Raw genomic sequence first — 22,851 nt, forward strand, 5'->3', positions numbered from 1 at the left:
TCGCCGACCGGGCGACACCCGCCGCCCCGCCGGACCCACCGCCCGGCCGTCAGCCGTGCTGCCAGATCCGCAGCGGACCGATCGCCTCGAACCCGTGGCGGACGGCCGCGTCCAGGTCCTCGCCGTGCTCGTAGCCGACCACGGGCAGAGCCGGGAACAGCCGGTGCACCGCGTCCAGCACCCCCGGCCAGGCCGCGTCACCGCCGCCATCCAGGGCGAAGAGGTTGGAGATCCCGACCACGTCGTCGCTGCGGCTCGCCACCGCGCCGCACACCACGCGGCCGTCACCGCGCCGGCCGGCGAGCACGCAGGTCGCCGGATCGTCGAGCAACTCGGGCCGGAACAGGTCCGCGTCGCCCTCCCCGCCGTCCCAGGCGAGCGCCCAGGCGCGCAGCGTCTCCGGGCGGTCGACCACCTCCCAGGCGAGATCCGGCGCGGCGGCCGGAGCGCTCGCCGGGCGGTGGATCCACTGCGCGTCGAACAGCACGCGAAAGCCTGCCCGCGTGAGGTCGAGGTCGGCGAAGCTGTCCTTGACGGAGGCACCGGGCACCCCGGTGTCGATCCCGGTCAGCAGGTCGGCCGCGTCGGCCCACGGCACCAGCGTCACCGCGTCGGGGTGGTACAGCGGCGTCCGGGCCGGAGCCGACCACGTCTGGCGCCCGAACGTGCTGCTCAAGCCGTGTGACCGGCTCATCACGGCGCACCACTGGGCGTTGTTGCGGGCGGCCGCGCGGACCAGGGACTGCTTCTTCGTCGTCGTCACGAGTGCGGATCATGCCCCGCCCCGGCCGGAGCCGTCGAACGGTTTCGCTGAACGGTTTCACCGAACGGCTTCACCGCGAACGGCTTCACCGCGAGCGGCGACGGAACCGGCACGGCCAGGCCGACCTGGACCGGCCCCCGTCGAGTGCCCGAGCCCCACTCACCTGAGCCTCACTCACCCGGCTCGGCCAGTGCGGCCAGCAGGTCACGCAGCAGGTCGTTGAGCTGGGCGGCCCGTTCGGGGCCGAGGGCGTCCACGACCGGGCGTTGGACGGCGAGTCCGGCGGCCACCGCCGCGTCGACGGTGGACCGGCCCTCGGGGGTGAGGCTGATCCGGAGCCCGCGGCGGTCGTTCGGATCGGGGGACCGGGTGACCAGGCCGGCCCGCTCCAGCTTGTCCAGGCGGCCGGTCATGCCGCCGCTGGTCAGCATCAGGGTGGCGGTCAGCTCACGCGGCGAGAGCGAGAACGGCTCACCGGCACGGCGCAGGGTGGCCAGCACGTCGAACTCGCCGCGCCCGATGCCGAACGGGGTGTGCGCCCGCTCCACGCGCTCACCCATGCCGCGGGAGAGCCGGTAGATCCGGCCGAAGGCCTCCATGGCGTGGAGGCTGTCCGCCAGGTCGGGCCGCTCCCGGCGCCACTGGGCAGTGATCGCGTCCACCGGGTCGGCGGTGGCGGGCGGCTGCGGGGCGGAGTCGGTGCTGCTCGTCATGGGTCCAGTGTGTCACGAAATTGCTTACCGAAAAGAAGCTTGACTCTAAGTAGCTTAACGTTAAGATACTGACATGCTCTCACAACGGACTCCGAGCTTCCCCGGCGAACGCGGCCTGATGGCGGCCCTGGCCATCGACGCCCTCGGCAACGGCATGTACGTGCCCTTCAGCCTCGTCTTCTTCCGCCACGTCACCGGCCTGCCGCTGGCCGTCATCGGCCTGGTGCTCACCACCACCGGCCTGCTTGCGATGGTCTCGCTGCCGCTGGTCGGCACCGCCGTGGACCGGTTCGGCGCCCGCCGCATGCAGATCGCCCTCCACCTCGTCCGGGCCGCCGGATTCGCCGTCTACCCCTTCGCCTCGTCGCTGCCCGCCTTCGTCGCCGTCACCCTGGTCACCGCCGTGGCGACCCGCGGCTACCCGGCCGTCCAGCAGGCCAGGATCGGCGAACTCGCCGCCGGCACCGCTCTGGAGCGCATCAACGCCCTCGGCCGCAGCCTCTCCAACGCCGGCCTCGGCGCCGGCAGTATGCTCGCCGCCCTGCTGGTCGGAGTGGCCGGCGACGGCGGCTACACCGTCGCCGCCCTGCTCAACGCCGCCAGCTTCCTGGCCGCCGCCGCCCTGGTCAGCCGCGTCCCGGACGCCCGCCCCGAAGCCGCCGACGGCCCCGCCCGGCCCGACACCGGACAGGTCGGCTACCGCGCGGTCCTGGCCGACCGGCCGTTCCTCGGCCTGGCCACCGCCAACCTGCTGATCTCCCTCGGCTACGCCGCGCTCGCGGTGCTGCTCCCGGTGTACGTCACGAGCGTCCTGCACGCCTCCGCCTCGCTGCCCGGCGTCGCCTTCGCCGTCAACACCGTGCTCTGCGCCGCCCTCGGCGTCCCCGCCGGGATCGCCGTCCGCCGGTTCACCACCCGCAACCGGGCCGCCGCCACCGGCGCCGCGCTGTTCGCCGCCGGATTCCTCGCCCAGGCCCTGCTGGTGCCCGCCGCCGGACGCTTCACCACCGCCGGGCTGCTGGCCGTCGTGGTCGTGATCACCCTCGGCGAGATCATCCACAACCCCGCCGCCTCGGCCCTGGTCACCGCCACCGCCCCGCCCGCCGTCCGCGGCCGGTACATGGCCGCCTACCAGCTCTCCTGGTCCCTGTCGGCAGCCCTCGCCCCCTCGCTGCTCACCGGTCTGCTGGCCCTCGACAGCCGGCTGCCCTGGCTGGTGCTGGCCGCCACCGTCCTGGCCGGCGCGGGCCTCCTGCTGCGCCTGGAGCGCCGCCTGCCGGCCCTGGCCGTTCGACCCGAACCGCAGCAAGCCGCCCTCGCCCCCGCGGCCTGAACCCCACGGGCCCCGCACCCCGAGCCCGACGATCCCCGCCCCGCGCGACCAAGGAGCCTCATGCCCACCCCGCTGCTCGCCCCGCTGCCCACCTCGCTGTTCACTGCGCTGCCGACCGCGCTGCCGACCGCACCGGGCCCGATCGCCCGCAGCACCTTCGGCCGCAGCACCACGGCGGCCGGTACCCACCCCGCCTCAGGAGCCGTAGTGCGCCCACCCGGCCCCCGACCACCCCCGCCCGGCTGCGCGGGGAGCCTGACGCTCGCCGCCGCCGTCGCCGTCGCGGGGACCTGACGAGGCGCCGGCCACCATCGGGTGGTCGGCGCCTTGTCCTGTCCCCAGCCGGGCGAGAGGGCGGGACGGACGGATGGCCTTCCTGCGCTCAGCCCGCGGCCGCGCGGCGACGGGCCGCGCGGGCGCAGCGCAGGAGCTCCTCGGCGTAGGGCAGGGCGACGAAGGCTGCGGTCGCGGCGGCGAAGCCGGCGAGGTAGGGGGCGGGCAGGGGACGGGGTTTGGGGTTGAGGCGCCAGGCGCGGTGGGTGTCGCCGCCGCGGGTCAGGGAGCGGACCTGGTCCCAGTGCAGGCAGGCGGCGAAGGCGACGGCGGTGAGCGGGAGCACCTCCAGGAAGCTGTGGATGTGCTGTTCCACCGGGGTGACGTCCCGTTGGCCGGTGGCGATCGTGACGTCCCACAGGGCGGTGGCGCCGTGGGCGACGGCGGCGGCGCCCATCGTGGCGAGGACCAGGGGGTTGACCTCGGCGACCAGGCCGAGGACGACCGGTGTGCCGGCTTCGGCCATCATCAGCGCGTGCACGAGCGACTCCCGCAGTCCGCTGGTGTCCTCGATGCGGGAGCGGCGGTGCATCACCCAGTCGCCGACGGCCGGTGCGAACCACAGGGGCAGCACCCCGTAGAGGAGGAAGCGGCGGCTGGCGTTCTCGACGTCGTCGGCCGGGCCGGTGGTCAACTCCGGTGCGGCGCGCCACCGTCGCCACGGGCGTGTGCGTCTGGGCATGGGTTCGTCCTTCCTTCTCGGGCCCCGGCGGTGTGCCGGGCTGGTCACTCGGCGGCGCTGGGCACCTTGAGGGGGGACCGGGTCGCGGTCTTCTTCGCCTCCTCCAGGCGGTCGCCGAGTTCCAGCAGGCGGTTGCGGCCCAGGGCCTTGCGGACCTCGGGGAACCAGTCCTTCTCCTCCTCCTCGACGTGGTGGCGCACGTTCTCCATCAGCACGGTCATCTTGGCGTCGAACCGTTCGTCCTGCGGGTCCAGGTCCGCCAGTTCGGAGAGCATCCACACCACCACGTGGTGCTCCTCGATGCTCTCCAGCACGTGGTCCTTGGTCTCGGGTGCGGCCTCGCGCGCGGCAGGGTAGAAGATCTCCTCCTCGATGACCGCGTGCACGGTGAGCTCCTCGATCACCTGGTCGGCGATCCGGCGCTTCTCGGCGAACGCGTCGTCGCCCGCCTTCTCGAAGGCCTTGAAGAGCTTCTCCACCGTCTTGTGGTCGTCCCTCAGCAGTACGATCGCGTCCATACGCAGTCCTTCGGTCATCGAACAGGCCCGTGGTCGGTCGCACAGGTACCCGTGGAGCCGGACCGCATACGGGCGCGCCGACCGGATCACCCGCATGCCCCAACCGTCGGGCCGGGATGCCACCTGCCCTCAGGGTGCGCGCCCGGTCATCGTTGACAGCAGCGGTGCGGGGTGAGCGGCGGGCGCCGACCGGACGTCAAGTCGCCTGGTGCGGAAGAGAGATGCCGAGCTGTTCCGCCCACGGCGGATTGGGGCCGGGTACCGAGCAGGTCAGGGCCGCGACCTCGGCGGCGAAGCGGCAGGCCGCGGCGGCTTCGGCGAGGCTCAGCGCGGCGAGCCGCCCGCCGAGCCGGTCGAGGTGCGCGAGGCGGTGCAGCAGCCCGGCGGTGAACGAGTCGCCCGCACCGACGGTGTCCACCACCGCGACCTCGGGTGCCGGCACCCGGACCCGCTCGCCGTCCAGGGAGACCAGTGCCCCCGCGCCGCCGAGGGTGATCACCACCAGCCGGGCACCGGCCGCGTGCCAGTCGTCGCAGGCCCGCTCGGGCGGCACGCCGGGGGCCAGCAGCTCCAGGTCGTCCGAGCTGAGCCGCAGGATGTCCGCCAGCTCGCACCACCGGCCCAGCCGGGCCCGGTAGACGGCCGGATCGACCAGCTGTGGGCGGACGTTGGGATCGATCGACACGGTGAGGCCGGCCCGGGCCCGCTCGACGAGTTGCTCGACCAGGGCTCCCCCGGGCTCGCGGACCAGCGCGAGGGAGCCGGTGTGCAGGCAGCTCGCGTCGGCGAGCGGCAGGGCGGAGAGCTCGCCCTCGCTCCACTGCCAGTCGGCGGCGCGGTCGGCGTGGAACGCGTAGCGCGCCTGGCCGAGGCCGTCCACGGTGGCGATGGCGAGCGTGCTGGGCTCGGGGGCCGCCACCACCGCGTCCAGGTCGACCCCGGCGCCGCGCAGGTGGGCCCGGAACAGCCCGCCGAAGGCGTCGACGGAGATCCGGCCGAGGAAGCGGGTGGGCGTGCCGAGCCGGCCCAGGGCGACGGCGGTGTTGGCCGGTCCGCCGCCGGGCAGCACACGCAGGGCGAGCTCTCCCGGGCGGGTGCCGGCCGGGTCGACGAAGGTGTCGGCGACGCACTCGCCGAGGACCGCGACAAATCGCTGGGACACGAAGGACCGCCTCTCGCGGGTCGGTGAAGGGCTGTGGCGCGGCACGGCCGTCAACCCCGGGCCGCAGCCCGGGGTTTCGCTCGCGTTACCCAGTTGTTACGCCGTGGGGGCTTGCCCGCCGCGCCGGGCCGACTTCATCATCCTCGGCAAGGCAATGTCAACGTTGACAGTCAACGTTGACAGTCGATCTCGCCCCGCCCGACCTGACACCGCCCCGGACCTCCGCACACCGCTCAGGGAGCCCACCCATGCCCCGTACCACCGCCCTCGCCCGCGTCGCCGCCTGCGCCACCGTCGCGGCACTCGCCCTCACCGCCTGCGGCTCCGGCTCCAAGGGCGCATCCGGCTCGTCCGGCGCCGGCTCCGCGGGCGGCGCCGTGAAGGTCGGCCTGATCACCAAGACCGACACCAACCCGTTCTTCGTCAAGATGAAGCAGGGCGCCGAGAAGTCCGCCAAGGAGAACGGCGCCACCCTGGTCACCGCCGCAGGCAAGTTCGACGGCGACAACGCCGGCCAGATCGCCGCCCTGGAGAACATGGTCGCCACCGGCGTCAAGGGCGTCCTGATCACCCCCAGCGACTCCAAGGCGATCCTGCCCGCGATCAGGAAGGCCCGGGACAAGGGCGTGCTGGTGATCGCCCTGGACAGTCCGACCGACCCGCAGGACGGCACCGACGCCCTGTTCGCCACCGACAACAGGCAGGCGGGCGTGCTCATCGGCCAGTACGCCAAGGCCGCCATGGCGGGCCGGACTCCGAAGATCGCCACCCTGGACCTCGCCCCCGGCGTCGCCGTCGGCCGGCTGCGCCACGACGGCTTCCTCCAGGGCTTCGGCATCGCCGCCGGCGACCCCGCCCTGGCCTGCTCCCAGGACACCGGCGGCGACCAGGCCAAGGCCCAGACCGCGATGGAGAACTGCCTGCAGAAGGCGCCCGACCTCAACGTCGTCTACACCATCAACGAGCCCGCCGCCCTCGGCGCGTACACCGCGCTCAAGGCCAAGGGCCGGGAGAAGGACGTCCTCATCGTCTCGGTCGACGGTGGCTGCACCGGCACCCAGGCCGTCAAGGACGGCAGGATCGCCGCCACCTCGCAGCAGTACCCGCTGGTCATGGCCACCGCGGGCGTCAAGGCGGTGACCGACTACGCCAAGGGCGGCGCCAAGCCCACCGGCTACACCGACACCGGCGTCACCCTGATCACCGACCATCCCCAGGCCGGCGTGGACGCCAAGGACACCGCCTACGGCCTGGAGAACTGCTGGGGCTGACCGGCCCTCCTGCGAGCAGCCCTGGCCTTCGCGCCACCCCAGCCCTTGCTCCCGCTCCCCACGAGGATCGCCCGATGACCACAACCACCGCACCGTACGCGGAACTTAAGCCACCACCGCTCGCCCGCCGACTGCTCGCCGCGCCCACCGCCGGACCGCTGGCCGCGCTGGTACTGGCCTGCGCCTTCTTCACCCTGACCACCGACAACTTCCTCTCCGGCGGCAACTTCTCGCTGATCATCCAGCAGGTGATGGTGGTCGGGGCGCTGGCGATCGGGCAGACGCTGATCATCCTCACCGCCGGCATCGACCTCTCCTGCGGCGCGGTGATGGCCTTCGGCTCGATCACCATGGCCAAGCTGGCCGCCGAGGGCACCGTGCCGCCGCTGGTCGCGATCGCCCTCGGCCTGGCGGTCTGCGCGGTGTTCGGCCTGGCCAACGGCCTGCTGGTGCAGCTGATCCCGCTGCCGCCGTTCATCGTCACCCTCGGCATGCTGAACGTCGCCTTCGCGCTCACCCACGTCTACTCGAACGAGCAGACCGTCACCGACCTGCCCGGCCCGCTGACCTTCCTCGGCGGCACCTTCCCGCTCGGCGACACCGACGTGACGTACGGCTCGGTGCTCGCGCTGGCGCTGTTCGCGCTCTTCGCCTACCTCCTCTCCCGCACCGCCTGGGGCCGGCACGTCTACGCCCTCGGCAACGGCCGGGACGCCGCCCGCCTCAACGGCATCCGCACCGGCCGCCTCACCATCGGCCTCTACGCCCTGGCCGGCCTCGTCTACGGCGTCGGCGCCCTGCTGCTGGTCTCCCGCACCGGAGTCGGCGACCCGCAGGCCGGGCAGACCGACAACCTGGACTCCATCACCGCCGTGGTGATCGGCGGCACCAGCCTGTTCGGCGGCCGCGGCAGCGTGCTCGGCTCGCTGATCGGCGCGCTGATCGTGGGCGTCTTCCGCAACGGGCTGCAGCTGATGGGCGTCGCCTCGATCTACCAGACCCTGATCACCGGCGTGCTGGTGATCCTCGCCGTGACCGTCGACCAGATCTCCCGGAAGCGAGCCAACCGATGACCACGACCCCCGTCCTCCAGGCCCGCGGCCTGGTCAAGCGCTACGGCCACGTCACCGCGATCGACGGCGCCGACTTCGACCTCATGCCCGGCGAGGTGCTGGCCGTCATCGGCGACAACGGCGCGGGCAAGTCCAGTCTGATCAAGGCGCTCACCGGCGCGATCACCCCGGATGAGGGCGAGATCCGGCTGAACGGGGAGCCGGTCCGGTTCTCCGGCCCGCAGGACGCCCGGGCGGCCGGCCTCGAGACCGTCTACCAGGACCTCGCCGTCGCTCCGTCCATGGACATCGCCGCCAACATGTTCCTCGGGCGCGAACTGCGCCGCCCCGGCGTCCTCGGCACGGTGTTCCGCAGCCTGGACCGGACGCGGATGCGCGAGGAGGCGGCCGCCCACATGGCCGATCTGAAGATCGGTCTGCGCTCGCTCACCCAGCCGGTGGAGACGCTCTCCGGCGGCCAGCGGCAGGCGGTCGCGGTGGCCCGCGCGGTGGCCTGGGCCCGCAGCGTGGTGGTGATGGACGAGCCGACCGCGGCGCTCGGGGTCAAGGAGTCGGGGCAGGTGCTCGACCTGATCCGGCGGGTGCGCGACCGCGGCCTGCCGGTCGTGCTGATCAGCCACAACATGCCGCACGTCTTCGAGATCGCCGACCGGATCCACGTCCACCGGCTCGGACGGCGGGCCGCGCTGATCCGGCCCGGCGACCACTCGATGTCCGAGGTGGTCGCCATCATGACCGGTGCGCTCACCGTCGCCGAGGACGGCAGCGGTACTGTCGTCGCGGACGCCGACGCCGCCCGGGCCGCCGGGGTCCGCACCAACTGAACAGTGCGGGGCGGCGGCCCGGGCCGGGGCCGGGCCGCCACCCGGCGGGAACACCCGCGACAGACACACCCGCGACAGAAGCCCCGGCAGAACCAGCCCCGACAGAAACGCCACCCGGCAGAAACGGTGACCCATGGCCGCGACCCGTCGTCCGACGCTGCACGACGTAGCCCAGGAAGTCGGCGTGAGCGCCAAGACCGTCTCCCGCGTGCTCAACAACGACGGACCGACCTCCGCCGCGACCCGGGAGAAGGTCCTCGCCGCCGTCGCCCGGATCGGCTTCCAGCCCAACCTGATGGCCCGCAACATCCGCACCGGCGGCCCCGACACCACCATCGGCCTGGTCGTTCCCGACATGGGCAACCCCTTCTTCGGTACGGTCGCCGGCGGCATCGAGTCCGCCGTCCGCGAACGCGGCCTCACCCTGCTGCTCGGCTCCTCCGGCGACGCCCCGGCCCGCGAACGCGACCTGATCGCCACCTTCCTGGCCCGCCGGGTCAGCGCGCTCATGGTCGTCCCGGCCGACGGCTCGGACCACGCCCACCTCAAGGCCGCCCGCTCCGCCGGACTGCCGGTCGTCTTCCTGGACCGCCCCGGCGCCGGCCTCGCCGCCGACTGCGTGGTCTCCTCCAACCGCGACGGCGCCCGGACCGGCGTCGCCCACCTCATCGCCCACGGCCACCAGCGGATCGGCTTCATCGGCGACCTGCCGACCACCCTGTACACCCGCCGCGAACGCCTGGCCGGCTACAAGGACGCGCTGGCCGCCGCCGGCCTCCCGTACGACCGCGCGCTGGTCGCCGGCGCACACGGCCAGCCGGATGCGGCCACCGCCACCGACCGGCTGCTCGCCCTCCCCGAACCGCCCACGGCACTGTTCGCCGCCAACAACTTCGCCGCCATGGGGACGGTCTCCGCCCTCGCCCACGCCAAGCGGCGCGAGGTCGCGCTGGTCGCCTTCGACGACATCCCGCTGGCCGACATCCTGGAGCCCGCCCTCACCGTCGTCGCCCAGGACCCGGCCGAACTCGGCGCCGCCGCCGCCCGCACCGCCCTCGCCCGCCTCGACGGCGACCGCGGCCGCGCCCGCACCACCGTGGTGGACACCCGCCTCATCGCCCGCGGCTCGGGCGAACTGCGCCCACCCCGCCGATAGCGCGGGCCGCCGCCGGGCCGGACGGGCCCGCACGCAGGATGCGTCCACCCGGCCGGCAGCGCCTCCTGCGGCCCCGGCATCCTGCCCCAGCACCGCCTCGAACTCGGCGCCGCCGACTTCACCTTCGTCCTCACCCCGCTCCCCCGGGTGTGACGACGGGTCCGGGGCTGGCGGTGTCAGGCGGGTCTCAGGCGTACAGGGCCACCCGGGGCTGGACCGTCCCCGGGGAGGCCGTCACCACGGTGAGCCGGTACTGCCGGGTGAGGGTGTGGTGGCTGTGGAGGACCAGCTTCGCCGAGGTGAGGCCGGTGTACAGCGTGCCGGTCTGGTCGGCCAGCGGCACGGTCCTCCAGTGGCCCGCGGTCAGGACCTCGAGCTTGACGTCGGCCGGCGCGAGGAAGGGCCCGCCGTCCGGTGACTCCACGAGGATCTGCGGCGCGACGGTCTGGTCCGCCCCGGTGTCGTTGCGGTAGGTGACGGTGATCCGGTGGGTCGCGTGGTCGGACGGCAGCGGTCTGCTCGGCAGGTCGACGAAGGAGACCGGCGCGGCGACGGCCGCCGTCTGCGGGGCGGAGGCCACGGTGGCGGCCGCCGGCGACGGCAGCGTGAGCGCGGCGGCCGGCAGGGCGGCGAGGGCGGTCAGGGCCAGGGCCCGGCCGAGGATCTTCCTGGTCGGCATGGCGGCCTCCTTCGATCGTTCCCGGCTCCCCCGGGACTCCACCGGCGGCCGGACGGTACCCGTCCACCCTGCACTCCGATGGCGCAACGCGCATCCGCACCGGTTCGCCGGCACCGTTTCGCCCGCGCCGCGCCGGTCCGCGGCTCCCGGCTGCGGGCACCCGCCCCGCCCGGCCACCGGCGGTGCCGATAGGTTCGTACCTCCACCACCACCCGAAGGAGCGCCCGTGCCCGCCCGGCCCAGCCTGCTGTACGTGACCGACCTGGCCTACCCGGCCCGCGGACGCCGGTACGGCGACGAGGACGTCCTCCTCACCTCGCGGCTGCGGGAGTGGTTCGACCTGGCCCTGTGCCACCCGCTCGACGCCCGGGCCCTGATGGGGCGCTTCGACGCGGTCGTGGTGCGCAACAGCGGGCCGGTGCTGCACTACCCGGAGGAGTACGGCCGCTTCCGCGCCCGGGCCCTGGCCGACGGCGTGCGGGTCTACAACCCGCTGACCGGACGGGGGGACATGGCCGGCAAGCAGTACCTGCTGGAACTGACCGAGGCCGGGTACCCGGTCATCCCCACCGTCGACCGCCCGCAGGACCTCGCCCGGCTGCCCGCCGCCGACCGCTACGCGGTCAAGCCGAAGGAGGGCGCCGACAGCATAGGCCTGCGCTTCCTCACCCCCGACGAACTGCACGGTCTCGAATGGGGCGAGGTGCTGGTCCAGCCGCGGATCGACTTCCGGTACGAGGTCTCGTTCTACTTCGTGGACGACGCCTTCCAGTACGCCCTCCACGCCCCCGACCCGGCCCGGCGCTGGGTGCTGGAGCCGTACCAGCCGAGCGCGGCCGACCTCGCATTCGCCCGGCGCTTCGTCGACTGGAACACCCTCGACCACGGGATCCAGCGGGTGGACGCCTGCCGGGCGCCGGACGGGCGGCTGCTCCTGGTCGAGCTGGAGGACCTCAACCCGTACCTGTCCCTCGACCTGGTCCCCGAGGAGGCCCGGGAGCGCTTCGTCCGGGCCATGGCGGAATCGCTGCACCGCTTCCTGGACTGACCACCCGCCCGCCGCTACCCGCCCGAGGCCGCCCCGCCCGGGGACCTCACGGCCGGGGCACGCCCCCGACGAAGTCCTTCAGGGCGTCCATCCGGGTCCGCCGGCCGGGCGGGTAGCGGCGCAGCGCGCGCTCCGCCCGGCGCGAGCCCGGCCGGTAGCGCCAGCGGGCCCACGGCGAGTCGGGTCTGGCCAGGCGCAGGCAGGCGATCAGGGCGACCAGCGGCACCAGCAGCCCGATCACCCCGAGTGCGGTCTTGCCCTTGAGGATCGCCCCGACGGAGAACACCAGGTCGACCAGCAGGACCACGGCGAAGGCCAGGTGGGCGGCCGTGCCCTGCCCGGCGCCGGAGAAGGGGTTGACCCCGGCGACCAGCAGCAGGCCGACCGCCATCGCCAGGAAGGCCGCGTCGACGGACTTGCGACCCTCGCGCGCCCAGTAGACGTCCTCCAGGTGCAGCCACAGCGCGTACTCGTCGACGGTGAGCGCGGCGCCGGCACCGAACAGGGCGGCCAGGATCTGCGCCCCTGGCGGGTCGGGGCGGTAGGCGAACTCCATCGCGCCGGCGACCAGCATCGCGAGGATGCCGTACACCTGGTGGTGCACGTGGGTGCCGCCGACCGCGACGTCGCGGAAGGGGCCGCGGCCAGCCCGGATCAGCCGGGTGATCACGCGGGTGCCCACGAAGGTGAGCACGAACGCGCCGACCATCCACAGGCCGATGCCGTGGTTGGGCACGGTGACGACCACTTCGACCTCGGCCTCGGCGGTGCGCACGGTCGCGGTGTCCCGTCAGCCGCCGTGCGCGGGCGGTGCGGCGAGCGGTGGGCGCGCGCCGGGACACCGGCCGCCGCGCCGCCGTGGCCTGCTCTCCTCCGGCACCACGCACCTCCGCACCATGCCGCGCCGGTCCGCCCTCCCGGACGCCCGACGGGCCCGGGTCCTCTCGCCCAGCGTATCCGGATCCGGCGGGAGCGGCCGGGTCTCCTCATTACCCCGGGGGGTATAGTGCCCGGACAATTCCCCCAGACATGTCCCCGCAGACATTTCGCCCCAGAAGGACCGAGAGAAGGAGAGCGGCATGTGCCGACGAGTCGACTGCCGAAGCTGCGGAAAGCCGACCTACGCCGGATGCGGGATGCACGTGGAACAGGTCCTGGCGGCGGTGCGCAAGTCCGACCGGTGCTCGTGCGCCCAGCGGGAGCTGACGGGTGGCGGCTGGCTCGGCCGACTGTTCGGACGCCGCTGAGGGCCGCAGCCGCCCCGGGAGCAGCCTCCCGGGGCGGCAAGCCGCACCGCCTGTCCCCCCGACCGGCGGTCAGCGTGCGAGCCGACGCGCAGGACTCAGCGCGCGGGTGTGAACTCCGGGAGGCGCTCCAGGCTTTCGGCGACGGCGGCGAAGCCGTACGCCAGCATCCGCTGCTCGTAGTCCTCGACGGCGGCCGGGAGTTCGGCCTCGCCCCGCTGGACGGCGGTGAGCGAGCGGGCGAGCAGCGCGGCGTCGCGCAGGGCCGTGTTGGCGCCCTGGCCGCCGCTCGGCGGCATCGTGTGGATGGCGTCGCCGAGCAGGGTGACCCGGCGGGTGCCGCCCCAGTGCGGCACGGGCTCGGCGTAACGGACGGTCAGGGGCGAGCTGTTGACGACATCGGCCGCGCGGACCAGGTCGACGAGGTCCGGGTGCCAGCCGTCGAGCAGGGTGAGCAGGTCGGCGCGGACGGCCTCCCACGGCCTCGGCCCGGCGGGCAGCGAGTCGGACGGCATCACCACCCAGCGCAGGTAGCTGTCGGTGTCGGGCAGGGGGACGTCGGGCGCCAGCTCGGCCGCCGCGAGCCGCGGCGGCCGGCGGAACTCCATCCGGCCGAGCAGCAGGCTGGCGCCGGGGCCGTGCACGACGGTGCCGAAGCCCGGCACGAGTGCGGCGAACCGCTCGGTGAGCGGGGTGCGGCCGAGGACGGCGTTGCCGGGGAGGGTGACCACCTCGGCCTCGGGCAGCAGCTGGCGGCGCACCGCCGAGCCCACGCCGTCCGCGCCCACCAGCAGGTCGCCGACCGCGCTGCTGCCGTCGCCGAAGTGCGCCTCGACCGTGCCGTCCGCCCGCTCGGTGTAGCCGACGACGGGCTTGCCGAACTCGACGCGGTCGGCGAGCCCGGCCAGCAGCAGCTGGCGCAGCACGTACCGGTCGGCGGCGGTGCCCTCGTCCGCCGTGCCCAGGCTGCGGATCTCCCGGAGCTGCTCGTCCACGGCCCGCCGCTCACCGGCCATCGGCCCGGAGACGGCGGCCAGCAGGGCGTGCAGCCGCTCCGGCAGGCAGGCGTGCAGCGCGGCGAGGCCGTGCGCGTTCAGGGCGATCCGGAAGCCCTGGTAACGGCTGTGCGGGCCGTCCTCCCGCTCGTGGACGCGCACGTCCACCCCCGCCTGCAGCAGTCCGTGCGCGAGGCAGAGCCCGCCGAGTCCCGCCCCGGCCACCAAGACCTTCATGTCCCGTCCCCCCAGTCCTTCGTGTCTGATCACCCGGTGCATCCGGTGCCTGCGATGCATGCGATGCGACCGATGCGTCGAGCCTGTCGTACGGACCCGACCCGACGTCAGTGATCTTTGTGTCCGGAACTGTATGACACCTGTCACCCCTCGCGCCCAGCGGTCCCGCGGAAGCGGGATCCGACCGGCGAAGGCGGGCAGGAGCTGCCCGTACCATGGCGGACCTGGGGAGTTCCAGGATGTGACGAGAGGAGCGGGCGGTTGCGCGGGGGCGAGCGGGCGGGTGGTCTGGGGCGGCTGATCGGGGCCGCGGCCGGGCTGGGCGAGGCCGGGCGGCAGGCCGTGCTGCGGGGCGGACGGGCCGCGGCGGGCGGGCGGTGGGCGCTGACGGCGCTCGGCTCCGTCGCGCCGCCGCCCGTTCCCGCCACCGAGCCGTGGAAGCTGTCGGTGGGCACCCTGATCGGCCGTCACCCGCGCACCCCGGCCGTGGTGCACAAGCTGCTCGGGCTCCTCGACGGCCTCGGCGCCGTCCACCTCGGGCCGACGGAGGTCGGCTTCGACGGCGAGGAGGTCGCGTGGGACAAGGTCGTCGAGATCCGCACCCGCAACGCCTTCGAGGTGCTGACGACCACCGCCCTGGAGCAGGAGGTGGACCGGGTCCGCGAGTTCCTGCCGCCGGTGCCCGGCCGCAAGTGGGTCGTCACCAGGGCCGGTGAGGCGCTGGCCACCGTCGTGCTCGCGGCGCTCGAACGCGGCTCGGTCGACCAGCGCCTGGACGAACTGACCGTCCCGGCGAGGATCGTCCACCGCGGTCTGCTCGGCCGGCCGCGGACCCTGGACGCGGGCGCGTTCGCCGCCGCGACGCTCGTGGTCACCGCCCAGGCCGGGGAGAGCCTGATCGCGACCGCCCGCAAACGCGGCATTCCGGTCCTGCCCGCCGAACCGGCCGCCGAGCCGGACCTGGCCGCCCGGGTCGCGACGCTGCGCGAACGCACCGACGCCGTCGCCCGGTTGCTGGACCGCATCGAGCAGAGCGGCACCGAACCGGCGGAGGTGGAGGCGCACGCCGCGCAGCCGCTGTCACTCGACAAGACCGCGAGCGACAACGGCCAGGCGCAGCAATGCCGTTGAGCACAGCCCTTGCGCCGCCCGGGCCGGTCGGCGGCCCGGGCGTCCGCCGTCAGTGGCCGCCGCGGGGCTCTTCGCAACCGGTGCCGTCCGGGTAGCCAGCGAAGGCCTCCACGGTGGTGCCGGCGCTGCTCATCCGGCCTTCCAGGCACAGCGGGGAGGCGTCGACCAGGAAGCTGACACCGGTCGGGCCGTTCTCGGCGGCCTTCACCTTGCCGGCCGGGTAGCCGAGGCCGGTGAGCAGGCCGCGGGTGCTCTCCGGGGTGAAGTCGCCCCGGCTGCGGAGGGGTTCGAGGGCGCCCTTGATCCGTTTGACGGCGTCCAGGCCGTCGCAGCGCCGTTGGCCGTACAGCGGGAGGGGCTCCTTGAAGCCGTGGTTCTCGGCGTAGTGGTCGAGGGGCTGGCCGGACGGGCCCCCGGCGTTCGCGGTCGGGGTCGGCGTCCTGGTCGGGGTCTCGCCGGGGCACGGGAAGTCCGTCGGCGCACCCGGCGCCGTCACGCGGGCCGACGGCGCACCCGCGCCGCCGGCCTCGTCCGCCCGCTTCGTGCCGCATCCCGCCGCCAGCACGGCCAGGGCCGCCACCGCCGGTATCCCGAGGCGCCCCCACCTGGTCCTGATCATCGTCATCCCGTGATGATGCCCCGCCGGCGGGGCCGGCGTCATCTCCGGCCCCGGGCGGCCCCGGCCCCGGATTCAATCCCCGGCAGGCCGGAGCCCTTCTCGGCTAGCCTCCGGTCCATGACTTGGTTGCCTGCTGATTTCGTCCACCCCGTCCACGTCCCGCTGCCCGGTGGCGGCTACCACCTGCGCCCGATCTCCGGGGCCGACACCGAGCTCGACTACCCGGCGGTGATGGGCTCCCGGGACCGGCTCTGGGCGATCTACGGCGAGGCCTGGGGGTGGCCCGTCGCCACCATGACCTACCAGCAGGACCTCGACGACCTGGTCCGGCACGAGCGGGAGATCGCCGCCCACGAGACGTTCAACTACGCGCTGTTCGACGAGGCGGAGACGGCGCTGCTGGGGTGCGTCTACATCGACCCGCCGCAGAAGGCCGGTTCGGACGCCGAGATCTCCTGGTGGGTGGTGGACGACCGGGTCGGCCCCGGGCTTGAGCAGGCCCTGGACGCGCTCGTCCCCGCGTGGATCGCCGAGGCGTGGCCCTTCCGGCAGCCCTGCCTCATCGGCCACGACGTCTCCTGGCAGGAGTGGACGGCCCGCCCGGCGGCGGCCCGCGCCTGAGCCCGTCGGCGCGCGGCCGCCCCCGCCCTTGAACCGGCCCCGCCTGACTGCGGGTCCTGACCGCCCCGCCGGGTGAACCACCCGAGCGCGCAAGGGAATTGTGGAGGTTCTGCGCCACCGGACTGCCCGGGAGGGCACCGGGTAGGCGCCGGACAGGGGCGTCGGCCCGCCCGGGGCCGGCGCGCCACGACCTCAGGAGGGTCACCCGATGCAGATGCCCGTCCACCCGATGCCCGTCACCTTCCCCGACAGCCCGCTGCCCGACGTCCCGGTCGTCGCGGAGCTGCGGTTCGACCCGGACCTGCCGTACGCGGCGTGCCTGGCGTTTCCGCTGACGCCGTGCGACTGCCTGACCGTCGACGCCCAGGTCTGCTGGTACTTCAGCCGCGAGCTGCTCGACGAGGGCCGGAGCGCCCCCGCCGGCAGCGGAGACGTCCGGGTGAGCCCCGGCCCGGACGGCGCGGTGCTCATCACCCTGCGGGGGCCGACCGGCGAGGCCGTCCTCAGCGCCCCGGCGGCCGATGTCGCGGCCTTCCTGTCGGACTCCTTCACGCTGGTGCCCGCCGGCTCGGAGTCCGATCACCTCGACGTCGAAGCCGCCCTCGCCCGGCTGCTCTCGGACGGCTGACCGCCCGCAGGCGGCCCCCACCCGTTCCGCCGTTGGAGTGTTCTGCCGTCGTACGCCACGGGAACCGCACGGCTCGGCCGCGCCGGGCGCGGCGACTCCCACTAGGTTGCCTGCGTGGAGGTAACCAGAGCTTCGGAAGGGCGCGAGCCGCCCGTCGGCGAACGCGTCGTGACCAGCCTGGACGGGCGGCTGCCGGTCACCGAGGCGGCTCGGGAGCTGCTGCGCAAGGTGTTCCCGGACCACTGGTCGTTCCTGCTGGGCGAGCTGGCCCTGTACGCCTTCGTCACCCTGCTGCTGACCGGCGTGTACCTGACGTTCTTCTTCGACCCGAGCATGCGCGAGGTCGTCTACGGCGGCACCTACCTGCCGCTGCGCGGCGTGCGCGTGTCCGAGGCGTACGCCTCGACGCTGCGCATCAGCTTCGAGGTGCGCGGTGGACTGATCATCCGCCAGATTCACCACTGGTCAGCCCTGTTGTTCGCCGCGGCGATCTCCGTACACCTGCTGCGGGTGTTCTTCACCGGAGCCTTCCGCCGCCCCCGCGAGCTCAACTGGGTCATCGGGGTGACGATGTTCAGCCTCGCGCTGCTCGAAGGGTTCTCCGGCTACTCGCTCCCCGACGACACCCTGTCGGGCACCGGCCTGCGGATCGCCGAGGGCGTGCTGCTCTCGGTGCCGCTGGTCGGCACCTACCTGACCTTCTTCGCCTTCGGCGGCGAGTTCCCCGGCCACGAGATCATCCCCCGGCTGTTCACCCTGCACATCCTCCTCGTGCCCGGCCTGCTGCTGGCCCTGGTCGGGGCCCACCTGACGCTCGTGGTGGTGCTGAAGCACACCCAGTGGGCCGCCCCCGGCCGCACCAACCGGAACGTCGTCGGGATGCCCTTCTTCCCGCAGTTCCTCACCCGGACCGTGGGGCTGACGTTCACGGTGGCCGGCATCATGGCGCTGTCGGCCTTCCTCGCGGAGATCAACCCGATCTGGCGCTACTCCTCCTACCGGCCCGACGTGGCGGCTGCCGGGGCACAGCCGGACTGGTACATCGGCTTCATCGAGGGCGCCCTGCGGCTGATGCCCGCCGCGGAGACCGACCTGTTCGGGCACACGGTGTCGTGGAACGTCCTCCTCCCCGCCGTGGTGCTGCCCGGCCTGCTGTTCGCCGCGCTGTACGCCTACCCCTTCGTCGAACGGTGGCTCGACCCGGAAACCGGCGAGCAGCACCTGTGCGACCGGCCGCGCAACAAGCCGACCCGTACCGGGCTGGGCGTCGCCGGGATCACCGCCTACACGGTGCTGCTGGTCGCCGGCGGCAACGACGTGATCGCGTACGTCTTCGGCGTCTCCGTCGACGCGCTCACCGTCGTGCTGCGGGCGGCGCTGATCGTGCTGCCGCCCCTGTCGTTCCTGCTCACCCGGCGGCTCTGCCTGGCGCTGCAGGCGAGGGACCGCGACCGGCTGCTGAAGGGCGACGAGACCGGGCGGATCGACCAGGGCCACGACGGCGGCTTCACCGGCCACCGCCGGCCCGTGCCCGAGGACGAGCGGTTCGTCCTGCTGGCGCGGACCACGCCCGAACCGCTCACGGCTCCGGACGGGGCGCCGCGCCGCGAGCGCGCACGTGCCGCGGCGAGCTCCTGGTTCCACCGCGACGGGGTCGAACTCCCCTCCACCGAAACGGAGTCGGAGTACCTCGCGGGCGTCCTGACCAGCCCCGCACACCCCGCGACGGACCGGCGGACCGGGCCCACGAAGACCGGCCCGGTCCGCCGGCTCGGCCGGGCGCTGCGCGGTCTCATCCGTCGCCGTGGTCGCGGTACTGGAAGATGAAGCCGCCCACGGCGAACGCGAGCACCAGGGCGCCCGTGACGATCAGCCACCGGGCGAAGACCAGGCCGAGGGCGAAGACCGTCAGGCCGACCGCCGTCAGCACCGGGTAGCCGCTGCGGGCCGGGAAGAACCCCACCGGGCCCACGCCCTCGGCGATCTCCGCGTCCTTGCGGTCCTGCGCCCGCCCGCCGCCCCGCCGCTGGTGCTGGACGAACCAGAACAGCGCGACCAGCCCCGACATCAGGAACGCCACCGTCAGGATCGCCTTCCCGGCCGGCTCCTGCGCCCACAGCCCGTAGACCAGCCCGGTCACCGCGAAGAACACCGCCATGACGGTGAACAGCCAACCCTCCGCCTTCATCGCCCGCTCCCCCGCTCGCCGGTACGGCCGGAGGAGCCGCTCGACGGGGCCTCGGCCGGCACTTCCGGATGGTGCAGGTCGAACGCCGGCGACTCGGAGCGGATCCTGGGCAGGGCGTGGAAGTTGTGCTGCGGCGGCGGACTGGAGGTGGCCCACTCCAGCGACCGGCCCCAGCCCCACGGGTCGTCCTTCTCGACCAGGGCCCCGTACCGGGTGGTGGTCCAGACGTTGTAGAAGAACGGCAGGTTGGAGACGCCGAGCAGGAACGCACCGACCGAGGCGCACACGTTCAGGGCCGTGAAGTCGTCCACCGCCAGGTACGTCGCGTAGCGGCGCGGCATGCCCTGGGCGCCCAGCCAGTGCATCACCAGGAAGGTGGTCTGGAACCCCACGAACAGGATCCAGAAGTGCACCTTGCCCAGCCGCTCGTCGAGCAGCTTCCCGGTGAGCTTCGGCCACCAGAAGTAGAAGCCCGCGAAGGTGGCGAACACGACCGTCCCGAACAGCACGTAGTGGAGGTGGGCCACCACGAAGTAGCTGTCGGTCACGTGGAAGTCGATCGGCGGCGCGGCCAGCAGCACGCCGCTCAGCCCGCCGAACAGGAAGGTCACCAGGAAGCCGATCGACCAGAGCATCGGGGTCTCGAAGGACAGCGACCCGTTCCACATCGTCCCGATCCAGTTGAAGAACTTCACCCCGGTGGGCACGGCGATGAGGAACGACATCATCGAGAAGAACGGCAGCAGCACCTGGCCGGTGACGAACATGTGGTGCGCCCACACCGACATGGACAGGGCGGTGATCGTGATGGTCGCGCCGATCATGCCGTAGTAGCCGAACAGCGGTTTGCGGCTGAACACCGGGATGATCTCGCTGACGATGCCGAAGAACGGCAGCGCGACGATGTAGACCTCCGGGTGGCCGAAGAACCAGAACAGGTGCTGCCACAGCAGGGCCCCGCCGTTCGCCGCGTCGAAGGCGTGCGCGCCGAACTTCCGGTCCGCCTCCAGGCAGAGCAGCGCGGCCGTCAGCACCGGGAAGGCCAGCAGCACCATGACCGAGGTGAACAGCACGTTCCAGGTGAAGATCGGCATCCGGAAGAGGGTCATGCCCGGTGCCCGCAGGCAGGTGATGGTGGTGATGAAGTTGACCGACCCCAGGATCGTGCCGAGGCCGGCCACGACCAGGCCGAGGGTCCACAGGTCCCCGCCCGCCCCCGGCGAGAACACCGGACCGTTGAGCGGCGCGTACGCGAACCAGCCGAAGGCGGGCGCCCCCTGGGAGGTGAGGAAGCCGCTCAGGACCATCAGCCCGCCGAGCAGGAAGGCCCAGTAGGTGAAGGCGTTCAGCCGGGGGAAGGCCACGTCGGGCGACCCGATCTGCAGCGGCATGATCGCGTTGGCGAACCCGGCGAAGGTCGGGGTCGCGAACAGCAGCAGCATGATCGTGCCGTGCATGGTGAACATCTGGTTGTAGCGCTCGTTCGACAGGATCCCGGTGTCGGGCCCCATCAGCTGAGCGCGCATCAGCAGCGCCATGACGCCGCCGGCCAGGAAGAAGCCGAACGCGGTCGCCAGGTAGAGGTTCCCGATGACCTTGTGGTCCGTGGTGAACAGCCAGCGGAGCAGCGCGCTGCCCTGGTGGACGCGGGCCTGGGTGCGACGCGACGTGGTGGACGTAGCGCTCATGGAACCTCCGCAGCGGAGCCGACGATGCCCCCTCGGTGGCGGCCCCGCCCCCTGCCCGCTCGGCGGAGGGCCCACCCCCGCGCGCCATCGCCGACCCTAGCGGCGCGTCTGCGGCCCGCCGGGGTGCCACGCGGTGCGGGCCCTCCGACCGGCGCCGCCCCGGTCGGGGCAGCGCCGGTCGGGGCGGCACCGGATTGGGCAGCGCCGGATTGGGCAGCGCCGGTCTGGGCGGCACCGGATTGGGCAGCGCCGGTCTGGGCGGCACCGGATTGGGCAGCGCCGGTCTGGGCGGCTCAGCGCTCCCGCAGGTCGGGGACGACCTCGCGCAGGCGCTCGGCGCTGATCGCGCCCGAGCGCAGCAGGACGGGCACCTCGCCGGTGATGTCCACGATCGAGGACGGCACGGCGGCCGCCGTCGCGCCCCCGTCCAGATAGACGGCCACCGAGTCGCCCAGCATGCCCTGGGCGGCGTCGCAGTCCTGCGGGGAGTCCTGCCCGGTCAGGTTGGCACTGGAGACCGCCAACGGGCCGGTGGCGGCCAGCAGTTCGATGGCGACCGGGTGCGCGGGCATCCGGACGGCGACCGTCCCGCCGGTCTCGCCGAGGTCCAGCTCGACCGACGCCAGGTGGCGGGCGACCACGGTCAGCCCGCCCGGCCAGAACGCGGCGACCAGGTCGCGCGCCCGGTCCGTCACCTCGACCAGGTCGTCGAGGGCCGCCGGGGAGCCGACCAGCACCGGCGAGGGCATGTTCCGTCCCCGCCCCTTGGCCGCCAGCAGGCGGGCGACCGCCTCCGGCGCGAAGGCGTCCGCGCCCACCCCGTACACCGTGTCCGTGGGAAGCACGACGAGTTCACCGCGGCGCACCGCCGCCACGGCCTCACGCAGCCCCGCTGCGCGCTCGGACGCGTCCGAGCAGTCAAAACGACGAGTCATCAAGGATCTCCACCAGCGGGCCAGCGGCCCGCACCGTTCATCCGGCCCGGCCACCTCACCGACCGGGCACGATCTGCTCAGACTACCGGGCCTGGCCCCGCTCCCCGGACGGGCCCTCACCGGGCCGGGCCCCGCCGTCGGCCGGTGGACCGGAGCAGCGGCCACCCGGCCGACCTCCGCCCGGGGGCGGGCGGCGTCGGGCAGACGTAGGTTGCCGACATGACCAGTGACGAGACGATCCCGGCCGTGGGAGTGCGCCCGCTGGACGAGGTGTTCGCCGCGATCGACACGGCCAACCGGCGGCCCCGCCCCTGGACCGGCTTCGAGCACGGCGTGCTGGGGGCCTACCGCTGGGCCGCCGGCGCGCAGATCGCCGCGCCCGTCACCGCCGCCGCCGCGGTCGGCGCGAACGGGCCCTGCCGGGCGCAGCTGCTGGCGGAGTGCCAGGCCGCCGCCGTCGGCCTCCGCCGGGCACTGGCCGAGGAGGCCGACCACACCTACGCCCTCGGCGCCCACCAGGCGCTCGCTTGGCTGTGCGGCCTCCACGAGGAGTGCCCCTGACCGGCCATGCCTGGGGAGGGCCGACCGGCCCGGACCTCGACGGGGCCGCGCCGACCACTACAGCGTGATCGTCGGCAAGCAGCTGCGGCATCCGGCCGACGCCGGGCCGACCACCGCCGAGTTGCTCCGCCGCACTGCTGCGTTGAGCGCGTTGTCGCTTGAACGCCGTCGAGCCCGGGCCCGGGGTCGGGCCCGGGCTCAGGTGTCCGGGTTGGGTTCACTTGGGTTCAGGCGTCCGAGGTCGGGTCCTCGTCCTCCGCCCCCGTCGGTTCAGTAGTAGTGACGGCGTCCGCCGATGGCGTGTCCGAGGGCGCCGGCGACCCACAGGACCAGGCCGATGACGAGCAGCACGATCCCGATGGTCCAGAGGATCGAGATGCCGGTGACGAAGCCGATGATGAGCAGGATGACACCGAGGACGATCACGGGAGTCTCCCTGGTTGAGAGGT

The 22,851-nt window shown here is 73.6% G+C and carries 25 protein-coding genes; 12 read left to right on the forward strand and 13 right to left on the reverse strand.

What is annotated here, in order from left to right; genetic code table 11:
* Positions 1–49: 49 nt before the first annotated feature.
* Complete coding sequence (locus tag AC0B61_RS17770) at positions 50–694, reverse strand: hypothetical protein (protein ID WP_471741752.1); 645 nt, start codon at positions 692–694, stop codon at positions 50–52.
* A 239-nt stretch (positions 695–933) separates the two neighbouring features.
* The gene (locus AC0B61_RS17775) at positions 934–1,476 is read right to left on the reverse strand and encodes a MarR family winged helix-turn-helix transcriptional regulator (protein ID WP_471741603.1); all 543 of its coding nucleotides are present in this window, start codon (positions 1,474–1,476) and stop codon (positions 934–936) included.
* A 73-nt stretch (positions 1,477–1,549) separates the two neighbouring features.
* On the opposite strand from AC0B61_RS17775, the gene AC0B61_RS17780 reads away from it, so the two are divergent.
* Together AC0B61_RS17780 and AC0B61_RS17785 are read left to right on the forward strand one after the other, a co-directional pair.
* The gene (locus tag AC0B61_RS17780) at positions 1,550–2,809 is read left to right on the forward strand and encodes an MFS transporter (protein WP_471741604.1); all 1,260 of its coding nucleotides are present in this window, start codon (positions 1,550–1,552) and stop codon (positions 2,807–2,809) included.
* A gap of 60 nt (positions 2,810–2,869) precedes the next feature.
* Positions 2,870–3,103: a hypothetical protein gene (locus AC0B61_RS17785; protein WP_471741605.1), complete on the forward strand. Its 234-nt coding sequence runs from the start codon at positions 2,870–2,872 to the stop codon at positions 3,101–3,103.
* A gap of 88 nt (positions 3,104–3,191) precedes the next feature.
* Here the strand turns inward: AC0B61_RS17785 and AC0B61_RS17790 are convergent, their stop codons facing one another.
* From AC0B61_RS17790 to AC0B61_RS17800, 3 genes are all read right to left on the reverse strand, one after another.
* The gene (locus tag AC0B61_RS17790; RefSeq protein ID WP_471741606.1) at positions 3,192–3,824 is read right to left on the reverse strand and encodes a diguanylate cyclase; all 633 of its coding nucleotides are present in this window, start codon (positions 3,822–3,824) and stop codon (positions 3,192–3,194) included.
* Between the two features lie 44 nt (positions 3,825–3,868).
* Complete coding sequence (locus AC0B61_RS17795) at positions 3,869–4,342, reverse strand: hemerythrin domain-containing protein (protein ID WP_471741607.1); 474 nt, start codon at positions 4,340–4,342, stop codon at positions 3,869–3,871.
* 196 nt (positions 4,343–4,538) lie between these two features.
* Positions 4,539–5,504, reverse strand: a complete 966-nt coding sequence (locus AC0B61_RS17800; RefSeq protein WP_471741608.1) for a carbohydrate kinase family protein — start codon at positions 5,502–5,504, stop codon at positions 4,539–4,541.
* 248 nt (positions 5,505–5,752) lie between these two features.
* On the opposite strand from AC0B61_RS17800, the gene AC0B61_RS17805 reads away from it, so the two are divergent.
* From AC0B61_RS17805 to AC0B61_RS17820, 4 genes are all read left to right on the forward strand, one after another.
* Complete coding sequence (locus AC0B61_RS17805; protein WP_471741609.1) at positions 5,753–6,775, forward strand: substrate-binding domain-containing protein; 1,023 nt, start codon at positions 5,753–5,755, stop codon at positions 6,773–6,775.
* Positions 6,776–6,849: 74 nt separating this feature from the next.
* Positions 6,850–7,848: an ABC transporter permease gene (locus AC0B61_RS17810; RefSeq protein ID WP_471741610.1), complete on the forward strand. Its 999-nt coding sequence runs from the start codon at positions 6,850–6,852 to the stop codon at positions 7,846–7,848.
* On the forward strand, positions 7,845–8,672 hold the full coding sequence (locus tag AC0B61_RS17815) for an ATP-binding cassette domain-containing protein (protein ID WP_471741611.1): 828 nt from the start codon (positions 7,845–7,847) through the stop codon (positions 8,670–8,672). The genes AC0B61_RS17810 and AC0B61_RS17815 overlap by 4 nt, the downstream gene beginning before the upstream one ends.
* Before the next feature lie 133 nt (positions 8,673–8,805).
* On the forward strand, positions 8,806–9,828 hold the full coding sequence (locus AC0B61_RS17820) for a LacI family DNA-binding transcriptional regulator (RefSeq protein ID WP_471741612.1): 1,023 nt from the start codon (positions 8,806–8,808) through the stop codon (positions 9,826–9,828).
* A gap of 187 nt (positions 9,829–10,015) precedes the next feature.
* Here AC0B61_RS17820 and AC0B61_RS17825 read toward each other — a convergent pair whose 3' ends face one another.
* Positions 10,016–10,507 (reverse strand): signal peptide protein, encoded by a 492-nt coding sequence (locus tag AC0B61_RS17825; protein WP_471741613.1) that lies wholly within the window; start codon positions 10,505–10,507, stop codon positions 10,016–10,018.
* 226 nt (positions 10,508–10,733) lie between these two features.
* Here AC0B61_RS17825 and AC0B61_RS17830 point away from each other — a divergent pair, with 226 nt between their 5' ends.
* Complete coding sequence (locus AC0B61_RS17830) at positions 10,734–11,555, forward strand: ATP-grasp domain-containing protein (protein ID WP_471741614.1); 822 nt, start codon at positions 10,734–10,736, stop codon at positions 11,553–11,555.
* Between the two features lie 46 nt (positions 11,556–11,601).
* Here the strand turns inward: AC0B61_RS17830 and AC0B61_RS17835 are convergent, their stop codons facing one another.
* Both AC0B61_RS17835 and AC0B61_RS17840 read right to left on the reverse strand, forming a co-directional pair.
* The gene (locus AC0B61_RS17835) at positions 11,602–12,330 is read right to left on the reverse strand and encodes a hypothetical protein (RefSeq protein ID WP_471741615.1); all 729 of its coding nucleotides are present in this window, start codon (positions 12,328–12,330) and stop codon (positions 11,602–11,604) included.
* A 567-nt stretch (positions 12,331–12,897) separates the two neighbouring features.
* Positions 12,898–14,031: an FAD-dependent oxidoreductase gene (locus AC0B61_RS17840; RefSeq protein ID WP_471741616.1), complete on the reverse strand. Its 1,134-nt coding sequence runs from the start codon at positions 14,029–14,031 to the stop codon at positions 12,898–12,900.
* 261 nt (positions 14,032–14,292) lie between these two features.
* Between AC0B61_RS17840 and AC0B61_RS17845 the strand changes: the two genes are divergently transcribed.
* Entirely contained in the window at positions 14,293–15,162 is an 870-nt protein-coding gene (locus AC0B61_RS17845; protein ID WP_471741617.1) for a hypothetical protein, read from the forward strand.
* 49 nt (positions 15,163–15,211) lie between these two features.
* Here AC0B61_RS17845 and AC0B61_RS17850 read toward each other — a convergent pair whose 3' ends face one another.
* Complete coding sequence (locus AC0B61_RS17850) at positions 15,212–15,787, reverse strand: hypothetical protein (RefSeq protein ID WP_471741618.1); 576 nt, start codon at positions 15,785–15,787, stop codon at positions 15,212–15,214.
* Between the two features lie 111 nt (positions 15,788–15,898).
* Here AC0B61_RS17850 and AC0B61_RS17855 point away from each other — a divergent pair, with 111 nt between their 5' ends.
* The 3 genes from AC0B61_RS17855 (at position 15,899) to qcrB (ending at position 18,857) form a co-directional block, all read left to right on the forward strand.
* Positions 15,899–16,402: an N-acetyltransferase gene (locus tag AC0B61_RS17855; protein WP_471741619.1), complete on the forward strand. Its 504-nt coding sequence runs from the start codon at positions 15,899–15,901 to the stop codon at positions 16,400–16,402.
* 208 nt (positions 16,403–16,610) lie between these two features.
* The gene (locus tag AC0B61_RS17860) at positions 16,611–17,030 is read left to right on the forward strand and encodes an SsgA family sporulation/cell division regulator (RefSeq protein WP_471741620.1); all 420 of its coding nucleotides are present in this window, start codon (positions 16,611–16,613) and stop codon (positions 17,028–17,030) included.
* A 114-nt stretch (positions 17,031–17,144) separates the two neighbouring features.
* Complete coding sequence (qcrB, locus tag AC0B61_RS17865) at positions 17,145–18,857, forward strand: cytochrome bc1 complex cytochrome b subunit (protein ID WP_471741621.1); 1,713 nt, start codon at positions 17,145–17,147, stop codon at positions 18,855–18,857.
* On the opposite strand, the gene ctaF is transcribed toward qcrB, so the two are convergent.
* The 3 genes from ctaF to AC0B61_RS17880 form a co-directional block, all read right to left on the reverse strand.
* Entirely contained in the window at positions 18,823–19,218 is a 396-nt protein-coding gene (gene ctaF / locus AC0B61_RS17870) for an aa3-type cytochrome oxidase subunit IV (protein ID WP_471741622.1), read from the reverse strand. The genes qcrB and ctaF overlap by 35 nt on opposite strands.
* Complete coding sequence (ctaD, locus tag AC0B61_RS17875) at positions 19,215–20,906, reverse strand: aa3-type cytochrome oxidase subunit I (protein WP_471741623.1); 1,692 nt, start codon at positions 20,904–20,906, stop codon at positions 19,215–19,217. Before ctaD ends, ctaF begins: the two co-directional genes overlap by 4 nt.
* 293 nt (positions 20,907–21,199) lie before the next feature.
* Positions 21,200–21,841, reverse strand: coding sequence for an L-threonylcarbamoyladenylate synthase (locus tag AC0B61_RS17880; protein WP_471741624.1), 642 nt, complete (start codon positions 21,839–21,841; stop codon positions 21,200–21,202).
* A 219-nt stretch (positions 21,842–22,060) separates the two neighbouring features.
* Between AC0B61_RS17880 and AC0B61_RS17885 the strand changes: the two genes are divergently transcribed.
* Positions 22,061–22,402, forward strand: coding sequence for a hypothetical protein (locus AC0B61_RS17885; RefSeq protein WP_471741625.1), 342 nt, complete (start codon positions 22,061–22,063; stop codon positions 22,400–22,402).
* Positions 22,403–22,672: 270 nt separating this feature from the next.
* Here AC0B61_RS17885 and AC0B61_RS17890 read toward each other — a convergent pair whose 3' ends face one another.
* Positions 22,673–22,828 (reverse strand): DUF6131 family protein, encoded by a 156-nt coding sequence (locus AC0B61_RS17890; RefSeq protein WP_471741626.1) that lies wholly within the window; start codon positions 22,826–22,828, stop codon positions 22,673–22,675.
* Positions 22,829–22,851 lie beyond the last annotated feature (23 nt).

It is taken from the genome of Kitasatospora sp. NPDC023385 (genome assembly GCF_055664045.1).